Raw genomic sequence first — 17,818 nt, 5'->3', positions numbered from 1 at the left:
TCAGACGGTCACGCGGCGCAGGCGCGCCTTGGGCGCTTCCTCGCCGGGGAAGACCCGCTTGACGCCGTCGCCCATGGCCTGCTCGATGATCCTGATGTCGCGCACCAGGTGCTCCAGCCCGGCCGGCTCCAGCGAGGCGGCGTGGTCGGAGCCCCACATGGTGCGGTCGAGCGTGATGTGCCGCTCCACGCAGACCGCGCCGAGCGTCACCGCGGCCAGCGAGATCTGCAGCCCCCGCTCGTGCCCCGAGTAGCCGACCGGCACCCCGTACCGCTCCTTCAGCGTGGTGATCGTGCGCAGGTTGGCCTCCTCGGGAGGCAGCGGGTACGTGGACGTCGCGTGCATCATGATCAGGTTGTCGGTGCCGAGGATCTCCACTGCCCGGTCGATCTCGTGCAGCGCGGACATCCCGGTCGACAGGATGACCGGCTTGCCGGTGCCGGCCAGCGCACGCAGCAGCTCGTGGTCGGCCACGCCGGCCGAGGCCACCTTGTGGGCGACGACGTCCATCTCCTCCAGGAACTCCACCGACGGCACGTCCCACGGCGAGGCGAACCAGTGCAGGCCCCGCTCGGCGCAGTGCTCGGCGATCCGCCGGTACTCCTCGTGGCCGAACTCGGTGCGTTCCTTGTACTCCAGGTACATCATCTCGCCCCACGGCGTCTGCCGGATCTGCCCCCTCTGCTCCGCGGGCACGCAAATGGCCGGAGTGCGCTTCTGGAACTTCACCGCCTGGCAGCCGGCGTCGGCGGCCACGTCGATGAGCCGGCGGGCGAGGTCGAGTTCGCCGTTGTGGTTGATGCCGATCTCGCCGATCACGTACACCGGCTCCCCGTCGCCGACCGGCACGTCCGCGATGCGCACCGGCCGGAACCTCAGCCTCTGCGGCGTCGCGGGCGCCGGCTCCGCGGGCGCCGGCCGCGCCGCGACCACCCGGTCGCACAGTTCGCGCACCGCCCCGTCACCACCCGGCCTGGTCAGCACGACCCGGGCCGCGGCCCGGACCCGGGGGTGCGCGTCCGGCACCGCGATCGGCCAGCCCACCTCGGCCATCGGGCCCAGGTCGTTGACGTCGTTGCCCACGTAGGCCACCCGGGCCGGGTCGAGGTTCTCGATGGCCAGCCAGTCGCGCAGCACCGTCCGCTTCTCGGCCAGGCCCTGCAGCACCGGCACCCCCAGCTTGCGCGCCCTGGCGGCCACCACCGGGTTCTGCTCGGTCGACATGACCAGCACCTTCACCCCGGCCCGGCGCAACAGCGACACGCCCATCCCGTCCGACCGGCTGACCAGCACCATCTCGCGGCCATCGGAGTCCACGTAGGCGCGGTCGTCGGTGTGCACGCCGTCGAAGTCGGTGATGACCGCGTCCACGTCGATCGGCTCCGGCGCGTCCACGAACGGGGCCAGCGCCCGGACGATCTCCAGGTCCTCGGGCGTGTCCACCTCCACGGCGTGCCGGGCGGGCACCGCCTGCACGGCGACGTCGCCGAAGAAGCGGTGCCCGTGCTCGCGGAATCCCGCGGCGCGCATCACGTAGAAGGCGCCCGTCTCGCGGAACTGCGGCTCTCTGTCCTGCCTGCGCGGCCGGGACGCCGGGTCGTGGTTGACGCCCGCGCCGGCCGGGGTCCACAGGAACTCGTGCGTCGGCGTACCGGAGAAGACCACGTCGGCCTCGCCATCGAGCACCCGGCGCACGGCCGCCGACAGGTCGGCGGGGTCGATGAACGCGCTCGTGCACTGCACCAGCACGACGACTTCCGGGTCCGCCGCCGGCGTGCCGAGCGCGTGCAGCACGGCCGACTCGCTGGAGACCGTGGCGCCGCTCAGCTCGGCCGGCCGCTCGACCACGCGCGCGCCCGCCCGCGCGGCGGCCTCGGCGATGCAGGCGTGATCGGTGCTCACCACCACCTCGTCCACCAGTTCGGCGCCCAGGCACGCGCGCACCGCGCGGGCCACGAGCGGGACGCCTCCGACCTGGGCCAGGTTCTTCAGTGGTACGCCCGCCGAACCTCCACGGGCGGGGACTACGGCCAGGACTCGCAACGTGTCTCCTCAATCCTCCGGGATGCACCCGAAAGCTAAGGGCGCCGGTTGAACGGGCAGCGTCCCTGCCCTGAACTCTCCGGGCAGATCGGGTGGCGTCACTCGGGCGCGACCGCGGGCAGGCGCAGCACGAAGCGGGCTCCCCGCAGGCTGTCCTCCACCTGGATCCGCCCGCCGTGCGCCTGCGCGACGTCGTTCGCGATCGCCAGGCCGAGCCCGGTGCCGCCCGCGTCCCGGCTGCGGGCCGCGTCCAGCCGGGTGAACCGCTCGAAGATGCGCTCGCGGTCGCCCACGGCGATCCGCGCGCCGTCGTTCTCCACGGCCAGCACCGCCTGGCCGCCCTGCCGGAACACCTCGATGGTCACCCGGCTCTCGGCGTGCCGCTGGGCGTTGTCGAGCAGGTTGGCCAGCAGCCTGGCCAGCTGGAACTGGACCCCGTTCACGGTGACGTCCCCGGCGAGCTCGGTCCGTACCGGGATTCTGTCCTTGCGGGTGGAGAGCTCCTGGCGGACCAGCCCGGCCAGGTCCACCCGCTCCCTGGCGGCGTCCACGTCGGCGCCGATCCTGGCCAGCAGCAGCAGGTCGGTGATGATCGCCTCCAGCCGGTCGGTGTCGCGCAGCGCGGACTTCACCAGCGTCCGCACGTCGGTCTCGTCCGGGTAGAGCTGGGCGCTCTCCAGCTGGGCGCGGAGCCCGGCGATCGGCGTGCGCACCTCGTGGGAGGCATCGGCGGCGAACTGGCGCTGCTGCGCGCCCGCACGTTCCAGGCGGGCCAGGGTGCCGTTGACCGCGCGGGCGAGCTGCGCCACCTCGTCGTCGCCCGGCGGCTGCGTGACCCGTTTGCGCACGTCACGGGCGGTGATCTCGTCCAGCTCGCGGCGCATCCGCGCCACCGGGCGCAGGGCCGAGCCGGTCACGGCCCAGGTCGCCCAGGCGGTGAGCCCGAGGATCGCGACGAGCTGGGCGACGGCGGTGGTCTCCATCATCCGGGTGGAGAGCAGCGGCGGGGGGCGCCGGCCCGCGTAGACGATCGGCGCCTCGTCGGCCGTGCCGGCCCGCGTCGCGGTGACGTACAGGCACATGCCGGGCAGGCAGTTGGTGACGTCGACGGGTTTGCCGCCCGGCCGCGGCTCCACGTCGCTCAGCCGCGGCAGTCTCCTGGCCGCGTCGCTCGTCCCCAGGAGTTTCCCGTCGTCGGACATCAGCTGGATCAGGTCCACGTCGCTGTCGACCACGGGCAGCGGGCTGCCGGGCTGCCACTCGCCCGTGCGCACCCGGGTGGAGATGCGGGCGACCGTCTCCCCGGTGGTGTCCCACATCGACTCCGCGAGCATGTGCCGGCTGACGAGCACACCCGCGATCACCACGGGAGTGAGCACGAGAGCGGCGACGACCGTGGCGATGATGGTGACGCGTCCTCGCAGGGAGCGGACCCACAGGCGCACCTCATCGACGCTACCGACCGCACTCCCGCCGGACTGCCGTGCGCGGGGAAAGAAAGGTCAATGCTCCGGTCTCACCCTGGGAGCTGATGACGGAACCGCGCAACGGCGGGAAAATCGGGCGAGCCCACGGTGACGGCCGCCGTGGGCGGTGCAAGCTTGCCGCAAGTTGCATACCGCATTTGTGCTGGGTGTCGAGGTGTCCACGGAAGGCGCTGGATGAGGATCGGGTAACGCTCTCTTGCAAGATCTTCCAAATTTTGCAAAGAACGGCTAACGTCCCGGAAACAAAGCCGCGTATAGCGGTCGAAAACCGATCTTTCGGGAGGTCTCATGAGCAGGCGAGCTCTGGGTGTGGCCGCTCTCGCGACGCTGGCTCTCACCGCCTGCGGCGGCTCCGACCCCGCAACCCCCTCCGCGGCCCCGAGCGGGTCCGCCTCCGCCGCTCCCGCCTCGGGCAAGCTCGTCATCTGGGCCGACCCCAACCGGGTCAAGGCGCTCAAGCCCTTCGCCGATCAGTTCGGCACCGAGAACGGCGTGACCGTCGAGGTGAAGGAGATCAGCAAGGACAACCAGCAGACCTTCCTGACCGCCTCCCAGCAGGGCAGCGGCCCCGACGTCATGGTCGGCGCGCACGACTGGATCGGCAACCTGGTGCAGAACGGCGCCATCGAGCCGGTCAACCTGACCGAGGAGCAGAAGGCGGCGTTCTCCGACATCGCGATCAAGGCGGTCACCTTCGACGGCCAGATCTACGGCGCCCCGTACGCGGTCGAGAACATCGCGCTGATCCGCAACACCGACCTGGCCCCCGACGCCCCCGCCAGCATCGAGGAGATGGTGGCCACCGGCAAGAAGCTCAAGGACGACGGCAAGGTCCAGGAGATCCTCTGCCTGCCCGTGGCCCAGAAGGGCGACGCCTTCCACGTCTACCCGCTGTTCGCCGCCGGCGGCGGCAAGCTGTTCGGCGCCACCCCGTCCGGCGACCCCGACCCCAAGCAGGTGCTGGTCGGCTCCGAGGGCTCGGTCAAGGCCTTCGGCAAGCTGCGCGACCTGGGGGAGAAGGGCGACGGCGCGCTCAAGACCTCGATCACGAACGAGAACTACATCCCCAGCTTCGTGGCCAAGAAGTGCGCCTATCTGATCTCCGGCCCGTGGGCGATGGGCGACGTCAAGAAGGGCGGCTTCGGCTACGACATCACGCCCGTCCCGACGTTCGAGGGCGGCGAGCCGGCCACCCCGTTCGTCGGCGTCCAGTCGTTCTTCGTCGCCGCCAAGGGCCAGAACAAGACGCTCGCCCAGGAGTTCGTCACCAACTACGTGACCAACAAGGACGTCGCCAAGGCGCTGTACGACGCCGACCCCCGGCCCCCGGCGCTGACCACCGCGCTCGAGGAGGTCAAGGTGAACGACGCCGACGCCGGCAAGTTCATGGACGCCGGCAAGGAAGGCATGCCGATGCCCGCCATCCCCGAGATGCAGGCCGTGTGGGAGCCGTTCGGCATCGCCGAGGCCGCGGCGGTCAAGGGCGGCGACCCGGGCAAGGCGGCCGCGGCCGCGCAGAAGGCCATCGACAGCTCGCTCAAGAACTGACCCCATGGCGCTCGACGTGCGCGAGACCGCGGAGACGTCGCAGCCTCCGCGGCCCCGCCGCAACATCACCACCGCCTTCGTGGTGAGCAGGATCGCGGTGCTCGCCGTCGCCGCCGCGATCCTGCTCTACGCCGCGCCGCCGCTGCTCGCCACCGGGTCCTGGATCGGGCTGGGCGTGCTGCTCGGGGCCACCGCCGTCATCGGATACCTCTACCTGACCCGGCGGTTCATCCCGGCGAAGTATCTGATCCCCGGCACCGTCTTCCTCATCGCCTTCCAGGTGTTCCCGGTGCTCTACACGGTCAGCACCGCCTTCACCAACTTCGGCGACGGGCATCGCGGCGACAAGGCGGCGGCGATCACCGCCATCGAGCGCGGCTCCGTACGGCAGGCTCCCGGCTCGCCCGAGTACCAGCTCACCACCGCGGTGCGCGGCGGCGAGCTGGTGTTCCTGCTCGTCGACCCGGCCACCAAGCAGGTCCGGCTCGGCGCCGCGGACGGGCTCACGCCGCTGCCCGGCGCCGAGGTCGGGGTGAGCGGCCGGGTGCTGCGCGCGCCCGGCGTCACCGTGCTGACCGCGCCCCAGGCCGCCGCCCGCGGCGACGAGATCGCCGCGCTCACCGTGCCCACGCCCGGCGGGGCCATCAAGGCCAACGGGCTCAGCCGCGCCGTGGAGGGCAAGGCGGCGCTCGTCTACGACGCCGGCTGCGACTGCGTGCGCGGCGAGGGCGGGCCGTGGCGGGCCGACGAGTCGCAGGGCTACTTCGTCGACGCCTCCGGTGCGCATCTGGCCCAGGGCTGGCAGGTCGGCGTCGGCTTCGACAACTTCGCCAAGGTTCTGACCAACCCCACCATCTCCGGCTATTTCGTCGGCGTCTTCGGCTGGAACGCGGTCTTCGCCCTCGCCTCCGTCGCGGGCACGTTCGCCCTCGGCATGGCCGTCGCGCTTGCCCTGCACCATCCGCGCATGCGCGGCACCAAGGCCTACCGGATCGCCGTCATCCTGCCGTACGCGATGCCGTCGTTCGCGATGCTGCTGGTCTGGCGCGACATGTTCAACCGCGACTTCGGGCTGGTCAACCAGATGCTCGGACTGAACGTCGACTGGTTCGGCGAGCCGGTCACCGCCCGGCTCTCGGTCATCCTGGTCAACCTCTGGCTCGGCTTCCCGTACATGTTCCTGGTCACGACCGGGGCGCTGCAGGCCATCCCGCGCGAGCTGACCGAGGCCGCCGCCATCGACGGGGCCACCCCGTGGAAGGCGTTCCGCCGGGTCACGCTGCCGCTGCTGCTGGTGGCGCTGACGCCGCTGCTCATCTCCTCGTTCGCGTTCAACTTCAACAACTTCAACGCCATCCAGCTCACCACCGAAGGCGGGCCGTTCCCGGCGGAGAACCCGCAGGTGGGGGCGACCGACCTGCTCATCACCTACACGTTCAGGCTGGCCTTCGGCACCGGTGGGGCGCAGTTCGGGTTCGCGGCCGCCATCTCGGTGTTCATCTTCGCCATCGTGGCGATCGTCTCGGCCGTGGCCTTCCGCCGCACCCGTAAGCAGGAGGAGGTGTACGCGTGAAGCTCGCACTCAGGCACGCGTTCGTGCTCGCCGTGTGCGCGTTCGCGATCTTCCCGATCCTGTTCGTCGTCTCCGCGGCGTTCAACCCGCTGGGCACCCTCGCCTCCACCGAGCTGCTGCCCACCGGCGCCAGCGCGGCCAACTTCGGCGACCTGCTGACCTCGGACGTCTACCCGTTCGGCCGGTGGTTCTTCAACTCGGTGTTCATCGCGCTGCTGGCGTCGTTCGCCAGCCTGCTGCTGTCGATGTTCGCCGCCTACGCCTTCAGCCGGATGCGCTTCGCCGGGCGCCGGGCCGGGCTGCTGGCGCTGCTGCTCATCCAGATGTTCCCGCAGTTCCTCGCCATCGTGACGATCTTCATCATCTTCACCAGGGTGACCGAGCTGTACCCGGCGTTCGGCTTCGACACCGTGTGGGGGCTGATGCTGCTCTACCTGGGCGGCGCGCTGGGCGTGAACACCTGGCTGATGAAGGGCTTCCTGGACACCGTGCCGAAGGAGCTGGACGAGGCGGCCACGGTGGACGGGGCCACGCACGCACAGATCTTCTGGAAGGTCATCATGCCGCTGGTGACGCCCATTCTCGCGGTCACCGCGCTGCTGGCGTTCATCACCACGATGAGCGAGTTCCTCATGGCCAACGTGTTCCTGCGCGACCCGGAGAGCAAGACGCTCGCCGTGGGCATGTACGGGATGATCGCCGGCGACCGGCGCAACGAGAACTTCGGCATGTTCGCCGCCGCCACGCTGCTCACCGCGATCCCGACCGTCAGCGTCTTCCTCTGGCTGCAGAAGTACATCGTCTCCGGCCTCACCTCCGGGGCCGTGAAGGGGTAGCCCGTGCGCCTGCTGGACCAGCCGCATCACGACGGCTCCGCGTTGTACGTCTCCACCCGTGCGCCCGAGCCCGGCGCGCCGGTGACGCTCTGGCTGCGCGCCCCGCGCGCGGCCGGCGTCACCGCCGCGCACGTGCGCGCCGTCCACGACGGCGAGCCGCGCTACGCCCGCGCCGCGCCCGACCCGGCCAGGACCGGCCGCCCCGTCGGCGGGTACTGGGCGGACGACGACTGGTGGCGGGCCGAGATCATCCCGGTCAACCCGGTCACCCGCTACCGCTTCCTGCTGGAGACGGCGGGCGGGCAGGCGTGGCTCACCGCCGCCGGCCTGTTCGGGCACGACGTGCCCGACTCCGGCGACTTCCGCCTGGTCTGCCACGACCCGCCGCCGGCCTGGATGGCGGACTCGATCGTCTACCAGATCTTCCCCGACCGGTTCGCCCGCTCGGGCCCGATGCCGGACCCGCCGGAATGGGCGCTGCCCCGCGACTGGGACCGCGACCCCGTCATCCCCAGCGGGCCCGGCGCCTCCCGGCAGTTCTACGGCGGCGACCTGGACGGCGTCGTGCGCCACCTCGACCACGTCCAGGGCCTCGGCGCCGACACCGTCTACCTGACCCCGGTCTTCCCCGCCCGCTCCAACCACCGCTACGACGCCGCCTCCTTCGACCACGTCGACCCGCTGCTCGGCGGCGACTACGCGCTGCGCCGGCTGGCGGACGCCCTGCACGGCCGCGGCATGCGGCTGCTCGGCGACATCACCGCCAACCACACCGGCGACACCCACGAGTGGTTCACCGCCGCCGTCTCCGACGTCCACGCCCCCGAACGGGACATGTACTACTTCGACCCCGACACCGGCGACTACGAGTCCTGGTGGGGGTACAAGACGCTGCCCAAGCTCAACTGGGGCAGCCCGCTCGTCCGCGCCCGCCTGCCCGAGGTGCTCGCCCGCTGGACCGGCCCGTTCGACGGCTGGCGGGTGGACGTGGCCAACATGACCGGCAGGTCCGGCGCCGACGACCACGCCCACGAGGCGGCGGCCCTGCTGCGCCGGGCCCTGCCGCCCGGCGCCGCGTTCGTCGCCGAGCACAACCACGACGCCTCGGCCGACCTGGACCGCGACGGCTGGCACGGCACCATGGACTACGCCGGGTTCACCCGGCCCGTCTGGGCCTGGCTACGCGGCGACACCGTGGACCTGGACCACTTCCTCGGCGTGCCGGGTGGCGTGCCCCGCCGCGACGGCCACGCCACCCTCGCCACGCTGCGGTCCTTCGCCTCCCACGTGTCGTGGCGCTCGCGCGTGCACTCCTGGCAGCTGCTGGACTCGCACGACACGCCGCGGATCCGCACCGTCACCGGCTCGCGCGAGCGCCACCTCGTCGCGCTCGGCCTGCAGGCGACCCTGCCCGGCACGCCGATGGTCTTCGCCGGCAGCGAGTTCGGCCTCACCGGCGTCAACGGCGAGCACTCCCGCACCCCGATGCCCTGGAACCGGCCCGCCGACCAGGACATGGCCACCCTCGCCGGCTACCGCGACCTGCTCGGCCTGCGCCGCCGCGAGCCCGCGCTGCGCCACGGCGGGCTGCGCTGGCTGCACGCCGACCCCGACTGCCTCGTCTTCGCCCGCGAGACGTACGAGGAGACACTGCTCGTGTGCGCCCGGCGCGCCCCCGGAGCCCCGCTTCCCCTGCCTGCCGGGGCCGAACCCGTCCACGGTGGTGCGCATGCGCTCACAGGTGACGGACCGTCGCTGTCCGTGTGGCGGCTCGCCACCTGATCACGCTACGGTGGGTCACCCCCGGTCGAACGTTCAACGAGTTAGTGGTGTGCCCGATGAGGTTACTGTCCGCGGCCGTCCTGGCCCCGCTCCTGTCCACCCTGCCGCTCCCGGCCCAGGCGACGGCCGTGTCCGCCGGCACCATCTACTACGTGGACTCCAAGGCGGGAGACGACGCGGCCGACGGCACCAGCCCTGACCGGGCGTGGCGGTCCCTCGACGTGGTCAACGCCGCCGACCTCAAGCCCGGCGACACCGTCGCCGTCAAGCGCGGCAGCAGCTTCACCGGCCCGCTCACGCTCAGCGCCAAGGGCACCGCCCGCTCGCCCATCACCGTCAAGACCTACGGCAAGGGCGCCCAGCCCAAGATCAGCGGCCGGGACTCCAACTGCGTCGTCGTCAGCGGCAACCACTGGCGCATCAGCGGGCTGCGCGCCTCCAACTGCCAGTGGGCCGGGTTCGAGATCAGGGGCGACGCCAACGTGCTGTCCGGGGTGCGGGCCGACCGCAACGTGGCCGGCGTCACCATCACCCCCAGCGGAGCGCGCAACACGATCAAGAACAGCACGTTCGCCGACAACAACCGGATGAGCGTCAACGACGAGGGCGGCGACAACGACTCCGGCGCCTTCGGCATCCTGATCAACGGCGACGACAACCTCGTCACCGGCAACACCATCACCGGCAGCCACGCCAAGAGCCACGACTACGGCGTCGACGGCGCCGCCATCGAGGTCTTCAGCGGCAACCGCAACCGGATCACGCACAACCGCAGCCACAACAACAACACCTTCAGCGAGCTGGGCGCCAAGAAGGGCGACACCGCCACCGGCAACCTGTACGCCTTCAACGTCGTCACCTCCACGCTGAAGACCGGCTCCTTCCTGGTCACCCGTGGCCCCGGCCACGTCGTCGGCCCGGTCAAGGGCACCACGGCGGTGCACAACTCCGTCTACATGCCGGCCCGCCACACCATCGGCTGGTCCTGCCACGACGGCTGCTCCCCGTCGATCCTCAAGCTGCGCAACAACGTCATCGTGGTGGGCGGCACGGCCGGCTACGAGGACGGCAAGGGAGCCGACGAGGCGGCCAGCGTCTACCGGGCGAGCAAGGCCCAGTTCAAGCTCGGCCCCCGGTCCGTCATGACCGACCCGCGCTTCGTCTCGCGCTCCGACCTGCGCCTGGCGTCCTCCTCGCCGGCCCGCGGCCGCGCGGTCCGGCTGGGCGCCTCCTGGTTCGGCGGCGCCGCGCTGGCCAAGGACTTCACCGGCAAGCCGCTGCCCTCCTCCACCCGCCACGCGGGCGCCTACCAGTAACGCGATCAGCCGATGCCGTAGCGGTTCGACATCCAGCCGTACACCTGGCGGGCGGCGGGCTCGTCGCCGCCCAGCAGGGTGATCAGCCGGCCCGTGCGGCGGGTCAGCACGCAGGCGAAGCTCTCCGCGAACAGCTCCGACGCGTCCTGCCGGTACGGCGACTCCAGCCGCGGCCGGCGCAGCGCGTGCAGGAACGTCCACCAGCGGTCGGCCGACGGCCGGCCGTCGGAGTGGTCGATGGCGTGGCCCAGCTCGTGGCCGCAGACGTTCACCGACGGCGAGGGCACGCTGCCCACCGCGATGCGGCGCAGGACCGGGTCGTAGACGCCCGCGCTACGCTCCCACGTGCCCTCCTGCTGCGGCAGCGGGATGGCGCGCAGCTTCTCGAAGGCGGGCAGGTCGGGCACGGACCCGGGGCCCACCACCAGGCCGCCGTCGAGATGGTCGGCCAGGCGGGCGCCCAGCGCCCTCGGCACCGCCGCGAGCGTCATGACGGCCACGAGCGACTCCGGCGGAGGGAGAGTCCCCGGCTCCCACATCCGTGTCAGCCTGTGCTCCAGCACGCCGACATGGAGCCATCCGGGCCATCCTCTGCTGCGCCTCACCGCACCGCGCTCTCTGCGACGTTCTCCGGCCACCCTCGTGGCCGATGAGATCAATGATTACCTATTCGAGAGGCGTCGGTGGTGTCGATCCGGGCGCATTCCGTCCGACGTGTCGGCCGGGGTCGGGAGGCCGCCGGAGCGCGCCTGCCGGTTTGAGGGAAAGCGCAGGCAGCCTTGCCCTGCCCATGGCGGTGTAACCGGATAGAAAGCTGCATGCTGGGATTAAGCGCAGCATGCGTGACATATCCGTGGAACATGCCGGAAACCTTCCCACGGCACTGTGAAGGCCTCGGGAAAGGGAGGGGCAATGCTGCTGCGACTGAGGGTGTCGCTGGCGGACCGGCCGGGAGGGCTCGGTCAGGTCGCCAAGGTGCTGGGCATGCTGGGCGCTGACATCCTCCAGGTCACGGTGCTCGAACGCGAGATGGGCCGGGCGGTCGACGACTTCGTCGTGTCGTGGCCCGGCGCGGCGAGCCACGACGAGGTGCGGGACCGGTTCTCCGCCGTCCCGGGAGTGCGCGTGGAGGGCGTCTGGCCGACCCGCGAGGTCCCCGGCTCCGCCCCCGACTACGACCTGCTCATGCACGTCGCCGCCGAGCCGTCGCGCGGCCTGGCCACGCTGGTGGACGCGCTGCCCGGGCTGTGCGGCGCGGAATGGTCCATCGCCTACGCCGACGGCGCCGTCCTGCACAGCTCCGTCGCCGCGCCCGTCCTCGTCGACCTGCCCGAGCCGCCGCCGCGCGCCGCCACGCTGGACGGCGAGAAGGTCCGTCTCATGCTGCTGCCGGTGACGGCGCACAAGCTGCACCTGCTCGTCGCCCGCGCGGAGGGGCCCGGCTTCCACCGCGCGGAACTGGAACGCGCCGTGCGCATCGTGGACGTCGTCTCCGCCCTGGCCGCCCGTTCCTGACCAGGGCCGGTTGCCTATGCTGGGGTGATCGGTCGGTCGCGAGGAGCGTCATGTCGGGCGAGCCTGAACACGATCACGGTCATCACGGTCACGGTCACGGGCACGGGCACGGGTCCCGACGGCGGTCCAGGCTTCGCCACCTGCTGGCCCCGCACAGCCACGACAGCGGCGACAAGGTCGACGCCGCCCTGGAGAGCAGCAGCCGGGGCATGCGGGTGCTGGCGATCTCGTTCGCGGTGCTCATGGCCACCGCCGCGGTGCAGGCGGTCATCGTGGTGCTGTCGGGGTCGGTGGCGCTGCTCGGCGACACGCTGCACAACCTGGCCGACGCCCTGACCGCCGTGCCGCTGGCCATCGCCTTCTCCGTGGGCCGGCGGGCCGCCACCCGGCGTTTCACCTACGGCTACGGCCGCGCCGAGGACCTGGCCGGCATCGTCATCGTGCTGCTCATCGCGGCCTCCGCCGCCGTGGCCGGGTACGAGGCCGTCGAGCGGCTGCTGGACCCGCGTGACATCCGGGCGGTGGGAGCCGTCGCGGCCGCCGGCGTGGTCGGGTTCCTGGGCAACGAGTGGGTGGCCCGCTACCGGATCAAGGTCGGGCGTGAGATCGGCTCCGCCGCCCTGGTCGCCGACGGCCTGCACGCCAGGACCGACGGCTTCACCTCGCTCGCCGTGCTCCTCGGGGCGGGCGGGGCGGCGCTCGGCTACCCGATCGCCGACCCGATCGTGGGGTTGATCATCACGGTGGCGATCCTGTTCGTGCTGCGCGACGCGGCCAGGGAGATCTACCACCGGCTCATGGACGCCGTCGACCCCGGCCTCATCGACCGGGCCGAGCAGATCCTGCGCGAGGTCCCGGGCGTGGCTCGGGTCGGCTCGGTGCGGATGCGCTGGATCGGCCACGCGCTCCACGCCGAGGTGGAGATCTGCGTGCCGCACCATCTGACGGTGGTGGCGGCGCACGAAGTGGCGGTGGAGGCCGAGCACCGCCTGATGCACGCGCTGCCCCGGCTGCGCGCCGCCACCGTCCACACCGACCCCGACGGTCCTTCCGACACCGACCACCACGCCACCCTCTCCACCCACCGCTGACCAGGGTCACGGCGGCCCGCCGCGCTTCCTTCCCCACCGCCTGTCACCGCCCACGCGGCGGGGCCGGCCTGATCGCTGAACGTTGCACCGCTGATCGACTTCGCGCCTGAACGGAGCCGCAGGTCAGACACGGCGGATGCCGGGGCGGGCCCCGGGCTTAATCTTGATCACTGGGCATTACCCCGTCCGGTCGGGGTAGGTTTGGGCGGGTGTCTGTTGCGTCCGCTCCCGCCCAGCCGCGCCTGGCGTGGCTCGACGCGCTGCGTGGCATCGGGGCGATGGCCGTGGTGGCCGAGCACACGATCCCGTGGTTCCTTCCCTCCGCGCGCCCGACCTGGTTCAGTCTCGGGGTGTACGGGATCTTCGTGTTCTTCCTGGTCAGCGGCTACATCATCCCGGCGTCGCTGGAGCGGCACGGCGACGTGCGCGCGTTCTGGCTCAGCCGGGTGTTCCGCCTCTACCCGCTCTTCCTCGCCGTCGGCGCGCTGGCGCTGGCGCTGCACTGGTGGTCGCCGATCCGCCCGGCCGTCTCACGCGACTGGGCCGCCGTCGCCGGGCACGCCACCATGCTGCTCGACGTCGTGGGCGTGGCCGGGGTCGCCGACACCATGTGGACGCTCTCGTACGAGATGGTCTTCTATCTGCTGGTGACCGCGCTGTTCCTGGGGCGGCTGCACGAGCGCAGCGGGCTGCTGGCGCTGGTGTTCGCGGCCGGGGCGGTGGCGACCGGGGTGCTGATGAGCCGGTCCGCGCTCGGCGGCGGCTGGGTCGCTTACGTGTCGTGCGCGGTGTTCGCCGGCGGGCTCGTCTGCCTGATCACCGGGCGGTTCCGCCGGACGGCGGCGATCGTGCTGGGCGTCATGGCGCTGGCGCTGCTGGTGCTGGGCAGCCGGGTGCCGTGGGTGGGCGTGGCGATCCTGGCGCTGATGTTCGCCGGCACCGCGCTCTACCGGTGGGAGCGGGGCGAGGGCCGGCTGTGGCCGGTGGCGGCCACGCTGGCGGTGGTGGCGTGTGTGCCGTTCTGGGCGATCACCGCCGGTTGGTGGTGGGTGCAGCCGAGCGTGTGGATCTCCACGATCGCGCTCACGGCGGCCACCTTCGCGGCGGGCATGGCGCTGCGCGGGCGGCGGGTGCCCCGGGTGCTCGTCTGGCTCGGGCTCGTCAGCTACTCGCTCTATCTGGTGCACCATCCGCTGCTGAAGTACTTCACCCGCGTCTCCGGTGACCTGCGCGCCGAGCCGCTGCCGTACCAGCTGGTCATGACGGCGCTGGTGGTGACGCTGGTGGTGGCGGTGAGCGCGCTCACGTACCGCTTCGTGGAGCGGCCCATGCAGGAGCTGGGGCGGCGGATCGCGCGTTCGCGGCCCAGGTCTCCAGCGCCGGGGCAAGCCCTGGATGCCGAAGCAACGTCCGCCGGACGATAGGGTCCTCCGCCAGCAGGAACGCCAGGTGGCGGATCGCGTGGGAGGCCACGTGGGCCACCTCCACCCGCTCCGGCGAGGGCCGGGCGGGGGCGGCGCCCCGGGCGGGCTCCAGCCAGGGCAACGCGACGGCGGGCAGCCACGGCTCGGGATCGGGGCAGACGGCGTAGGTGAGCACGAGCTCGCCGCCCGGCAGGTGGCGCCAGCTCGTGGAGTGGACGACGGTGAGCGGGTCGTCGGCCGAGATGCCGCAGGCGCGGCGCGCGGCCTCGTCCGGGCTCTCGCCCGGCTCCGGGAGCGCCTCGGCGCGCCGGTAGGCCCACGAACTGTCGGCCTCCGCCCGTAGCATGAGCGTCTCGACCCGGACCACGTGTCTTCCCGTCATCGCAGGCAGCTTACTGCACATAGTGCGCAACAACGTGCCTCCCGCATGAGTGTCGCTTCGCTTGAAGAGCGGGCCGCGCGTGGCTGTAGTCGAGAGCGGAACGGAAGAAGGGGGAGGGGCCATGCCCGAAGCGCCCGGACTGCTCGTGCTGATGGGGTCGGGGGAGACCAGCCCCACCATGGTGGAGGTGCATCGCGCCGCCGCCCGCAGGCTGCGGCCGGGGGCGCGGGCCGTGCTGCTCGACACGCCGTACGCCTTCCAGGAGAACGCGGCCGACATCTCCGCGCGCGCCCGCCGTTACTTCGCCCGCAGCGTCGGCCTGGACGTCGACGTGGCGCCCGACGCGGAGGCGCGCGTCGCGGGCGCCGACTGGGTGTTCTCCGGGCCGGGCAGCCCCACCTACGCGCTCGACCGCTGGGCCCGCTCCGGCGTCTCCGGCGACCTGCGCGCCCGGGTGCGGGCGCGGTCCGGGGTGACCGTGCTCGCCTCCGCCGCCGCCTGCACCGCGGGCCTGGCGACGGTCCCGGTGTACGAGATCTACAAGGTCGGCGCCGAGCCCCACTGGCGCGAGGGCATCGACCTGCTGGAGCCGCTCGGGCTGCGGGCCGTGCTGATCCCCCACTTCGACAACGCCGAGGGCGGCACCCACGACACGCGCTACTGCTACCTGGGGGAGCGGCGGCTGTCGCGGATGGAGCGCGAGCTGCCGCCGGGCACCGCCGTGCTCGGCGTCGACGAGCACACCGCGCTCGTGATCGACCTGGTGACCGAGGCCGTCGAGGTGGCGGGCCGCGGCGGCGTCACGGTCCGGCTGCCCGGCTCGGCCACGGTGCTGCCCGCGGGCACCCGCACCGGGCTCGCCGAGCTGCGCCACCTGGCCGAGGGCGGCGCCGGGGCGGGCGGAGCCCCGATGTCGTCCACGCCCGCGGCGGCGCCGCAGGCCGGGGTGACGCTGGAGGAGACCATCCACGCCAGCGAGCGCGCCTTCGCCGAGGCGGTGGCCGCCCCCGACCTGGCGGCGGCGGCCCGCGTGGTGCTGGAGCTGGAGGCCGAGATCGTGTCCTGGGCGGCCGACACCGAGGAAGACGCGGGCGGGGTCGAGCAGGCCAGAGAGCTGATGCGGCTGCTGATCGCCCGGCTCGGCGAGCAGGCGGCGACGGCGGGCGTGCACACCGTCATCGGCCCGCTGCTGGCGCTCCGCGGCGAGCTGCGCGCCCAGGGCGGCTACGCGGTGGCCGACGCGCTGCGCGAGGCGTTGCTGGAGGGCGGCGTGCTGGTGGAAGACACCCCCGACGGCCCCCGCTGGTCGGTCGCGCCGCCGTCACGCGTCCGGTGAGAGCTCCGTGGCCGGTGGCGCCGCCGTCACGCGCTCGTGGAAAGACCCGTGATCGACCGTGTCCCCTTCGCGTGCCCCGTGAGGATCCCGCGGGCCGGGTCTAGCGGCGGGGTTTGTCGATGCGGGCGCCGTCCGGGGTGAAGATCATCAGCCTGCTCATGTCGATGCCCACCTTCGCCGCGTCGCCCGTACGCCACACCGGGCGGTTGCCGAGGCGGACCGTCAGGTCGGCGCGGCGGTGCACGCCGTTGCCGACGTTCTGGCCGACCTGCTCCTGGTCCTGCTGCGGCTCCTCGCGCTGCGGGAACATGCGGCGCACCAACGCGCCGATCCCGCCCGGCGCGGCGTGGTGGCCGTTGCGCCCCTGGCGCGGGTCCGGCGGCTCGGGCACCGGCACGGCGGGCACGCCGCACTCGATGTAGGCCAGCCACTCGTGGCCGTGATACTCCAGCGTGCGCACCCGGCCGAAGAAGGCCGGCCCGTCGTACGACTCCGGCACCGGGGCCAGCCCGTCCGGGCGCATGCCGACCAGCACCTGCCCGCCGGTGTGCTGCGAGATCGCGTACGCGCGCGGATCGCTCCAGGGGATGGAGAGCCGGTGCGGGCCGAAGTCCAGCATGACGTACTGGTTCTGCGGCGTGTGCACGTTGGCCGAGAGCAGGTTGAGCTGCTGCGAGTTGAGGAACGCGGCGACGAAGGCGGTTGCTGGATCGTTGTAAATCTGGGCCGGAGTGCCGACGTCCTGCAGGACGCCGCGGTTCAGGATGGCGATCCTGTCGGCCAGGGTGAGCGCCTCCACCTGGTCGTGCGTCACGTAGATGGTGGTGATGCCCAGCGACCGGACCAGCGCGGAGATCTCCATCCGCAGCTCGGTGCGCATGCCGGCGTCCAGGTTGGACAGCGGCTCGTCCATGAGGAACAGCTTCGGCTGGCGGACGATGGCGCGGCCCATGGCCACCCGCTGACGCTGGCCGCCGGAGAGCGTGCCGGGCCGGCGGTCCAGGGTCTCGTCGATGTGCAGGGCCTTCGACAGCTCGGTGACGCGGTCGCGCACCAGCTGCGGGTCCGCCTTGGCGATCTCCAGCGGGAAGGCGATGTTCCCGCGTACGGTCCGGTGCGGGTAGAGGGCGCCGCTCTGGAACACCATCGCCACGTCGCGGTCGCGCGGGGCCACGTGGTTGGCGAGTTCGCCGTCGAGCCAGAGCTCGCCCTCGGTGATGTCCTCGAGTCCGGCGATCATGCGAAGCAGGGTGGACTTGCCGCAGCCGGAAGGGCCAAGGAGGACGAGGAACTCGCCGTCCTCGGCCTTAAGACTCAGCTTGTCGACCGCCAGGTAGTCACCTGGATACACCTTGGTCACTTCGTCGAGAACGACTGAGCTCATGGGCCCACACCTTGCGCGCGTGTCACCAGTGACGGGGACGGATTGAAGAGGTAGTACATCGCGCCTTAACACCACATGTCCACCCTTGACATAAAACTTCT

At 72.1% G+C, this 17,818-nt stretch carries 13 protein-coding genes; 9 read left to right on the top strand and 4 right to left on the bottom strand.

Annotation, left to right across the window (positions count from 1 at the left end; all coding sequences use genetic code 11):
- Positions 1–2,043 (bottom strand): N-acetylneuraminate synthase family protein, encoded by a 2,043-nt coding sequence (locus tag ACGFI7_RS15120; protein ID WP_393404218.1) that lies wholly within the window; start codon positions 2,041–2,043, stop codon positions 1–3.
- A 98-nt stretch (positions 2,044–2,141) separates the two neighbouring features.
- Positions 2,142–3,488 carry a sensor histidine kinase gene (locus ACGFI7_RS15115; protein ID WP_393404215.1) on the bottom strand — a complete coding sequence of 449 codons (1,347 nt, stop codon included), beginning with the start codon at positions 3,486–3,488 and terminating at the stop codon, positions 2,142–2,144.
- 330 nt (positions 3,489–3,818) lie between these two features.
- Here ACGFI7_RS15115 and ACGFI7_RS15110 point away from each other — a divergent pair, with 330 nt between their 5' ends.
- Genes ACGFI7_RS15110 through ACGFI7_RS15090 form a run of 5 tightly spaced genes read left to right on the top strand, consistent with a single transcriptional unit; the run spans position 3,819 to position 10,585 of the window.
- The gene (locus ACGFI7_RS15110; RefSeq protein WP_393404213.1) at positions 3,819–5,078 is read left to right on the top strand and encodes an extracellular solute-binding protein; all 1,260 of its coding nucleotides are present in this window, start codon (positions 3,819–3,821) and stop codon (positions 5,076–5,078) included.
- Positions 5,079–5,082: 4 nt separating this feature from the next.
- On the top strand, positions 5,083–6,651 hold the full coding sequence (locus ACGFI7_RS15105; protein ID WP_393404210.1) for an ABC transporter permease subunit: 1,569 nt from the start codon (positions 5,083–5,085) through the stop codon (positions 6,649–6,651).
- Positions 6,648–7,487, top strand: a complete 840-nt coding sequence (locus tag ACGFI7_RS15100; protein WP_393404208.1) for a sugar ABC transporter permease — start codon at positions 6,648–6,650, stop codon at positions 7,485–7,487. Before ACGFI7_RS15105 ends, ACGFI7_RS15100 begins: the two co-directional genes overlap by 4 nt.
- A 3-nt stretch (positions 7,488–7,490) precedes the next feature.
- The gene (locus tag ACGFI7_RS15095; protein WP_393404206.1) at positions 7,491–9,269 is read left to right on the top strand and encodes a glycoside hydrolase family 13 protein; all 1,779 of its coding nucleotides are present in this window, start codon (positions 7,491–7,493) and stop codon (positions 9,267–9,269) included.
- Positions 9,270–9,325: 56 nt separating this feature from the next.
- Positions 9,326–10,585, top strand: coding sequence for a right-handed parallel beta-helix repeat-containing protein (locus ACGFI7_RS15090; protein ID WP_393404204.1), 1,260 nt, complete (start codon positions 9,326–9,328; stop codon positions 10,583–10,585).
- A gap of 5 nt (positions 10,586–10,590) precedes the next feature.
- Here the strand turns inward: ACGFI7_RS15090 and ACGFI7_RS15085 are convergent, their stop codons facing one another.
- Positions 10,591–11,148, bottom strand: coding sequence for a hypothetical protein (locus ACGFI7_RS15085; protein WP_393404202.1), 558 nt, complete (start codon positions 11,146–11,148; stop codon positions 10,591–10,593).
- Positions 11,149–11,497: 349 nt separating this feature from the next.
- Here ACGFI7_RS15085 and ACGFI7_RS15080 point away from each other — a divergent pair, with 349 nt between their 5' ends.
- The 4 genes from ACGFI7_RS15080 to ACGFI7_RS15065 all read left to right on the top strand — a co-directional run bounded on the left by ACGFI7_RS15080 (position 11,498) and on the right by ACGFI7_RS15065 (position 16,333).
- A complete protein-coding gene (locus ACGFI7_RS15080) occupies positions 11,498–12,100 on the top strand; it encodes an amino acid-binding protein (RefSeq protein ID WP_393404200.1) in 603 nt (200 codons plus the stop codon).
- Positions 12,101–12,150: 50 nt separating this feature from the next.
- Positions 12,151–13,191, top strand: coding sequence for a cation diffusion facilitator family transporter (locus ACGFI7_RS15075; RefSeq protein WP_393404198.1), 1,041 nt, complete (start codon positions 12,151–12,153; stop codon positions 13,189–13,191).
- A gap of 209 nt (positions 13,192–13,400) precedes the next feature.
- Positions 13,401–14,615 (top strand): acyltransferase family protein, encoded by a 1,215-nt coding sequence (locus ACGFI7_RS15070; protein ID WP_393404195.1) that lies wholly within the window; start codon positions 13,401–13,403, stop codon positions 14,613–14,615.
- Between the two features lie 503 nt (positions 14,616–15,118).
- Complete coding sequence (locus ACGFI7_RS15065; protein ID WP_393404194.1) at positions 15,119–16,333, top strand: hypothetical protein; 1,215 nt, start codon at positions 15,119–15,121, stop codon at positions 16,331–16,333.
- Between the two features lie 100 nt (positions 16,334–16,433).
- Here ACGFI7_RS15065 and ACGFI7_RS15060 read toward each other — a convergent pair whose 3' ends face one another.
- Positions 16,434–17,717, bottom strand: a complete 1,284-nt coding sequence (locus tag ACGFI7_RS15060) for an ABC transporter ATP-binding protein (protein WP_393404192.1) — start codon at positions 17,715–17,717, stop codon at positions 16,434–16,436.
- Positions 17,718–17,818: the final 101 nt, after the last annotated feature.

The sequence above is a fragment of the Nonomuraea sp. NPDC048826 genome (genome assembly GCF_043198225.1).
GTDB lineage: Bacteria > Actinomycetota > Actinomycetes > Streptosporangiales > Streptosporangiaceae > Nonomuraea.
The sequence above is the reverse complement of the archived record's forward strand: the minus strand, read 5'-3'. Positions and strand labels throughout refer to the sequence as shown.

Bases quoted from the DNA above. Each gene is read 5' to 3' on its own strand.
- ACGFI7_RS15110 (WP_393404213.1), top strand. From the start codon at position 3,819: ATGAGCAGGCGAGCTCTGGGTGTGGCCGCTCTCGCGACGCTGGCTCTC.
- ACGFI7_RS15105 (WP_393404210.1), top strand. From the start codon at position 5,083: ATGGCGCTCGACGTGCGCGAGACCGCGGAGACGTCGCAGCCTCCGCGG.
- ACGFI7_RS15090 (WP_393404204.1), top strand. From the start codon at position 9,326: ATGAGGTTACTGTCCGCGGCCGTCCTGGCCCCGCTCCTGTCCACCCTG.
- ACGFI7_RS15080 (WP_393404200.1), top strand. From the start codon at position 11,498: ATGCTGCTGCGACTGAGGGTGTCGCTGGCGGACCGGCCGGGAGGGCTC.
- ACGFI7_RS15075 (WP_393404198.1), top strand. From the start codon at position 12,151: ATGTCGGGCGAGCCTGAACACGATCACGGTCATCACGGTCACGGTCAC.
- ACGFI7_RS15065 (WP_393404194.1), top strand. From the start codon at position 15,119: ATGCCCGAAGCGCCCGGACTGCTCGTGCTGATGGGGTCGGGGGAGACC.
- ACGFI7_RS15060 (WP_393404192.1), bottom strand. From the start codon at position 17,717: ATGAGCTCAGTCGTTCTCGACGAAGTGACCAAGGTGTATCCAGGTGAC.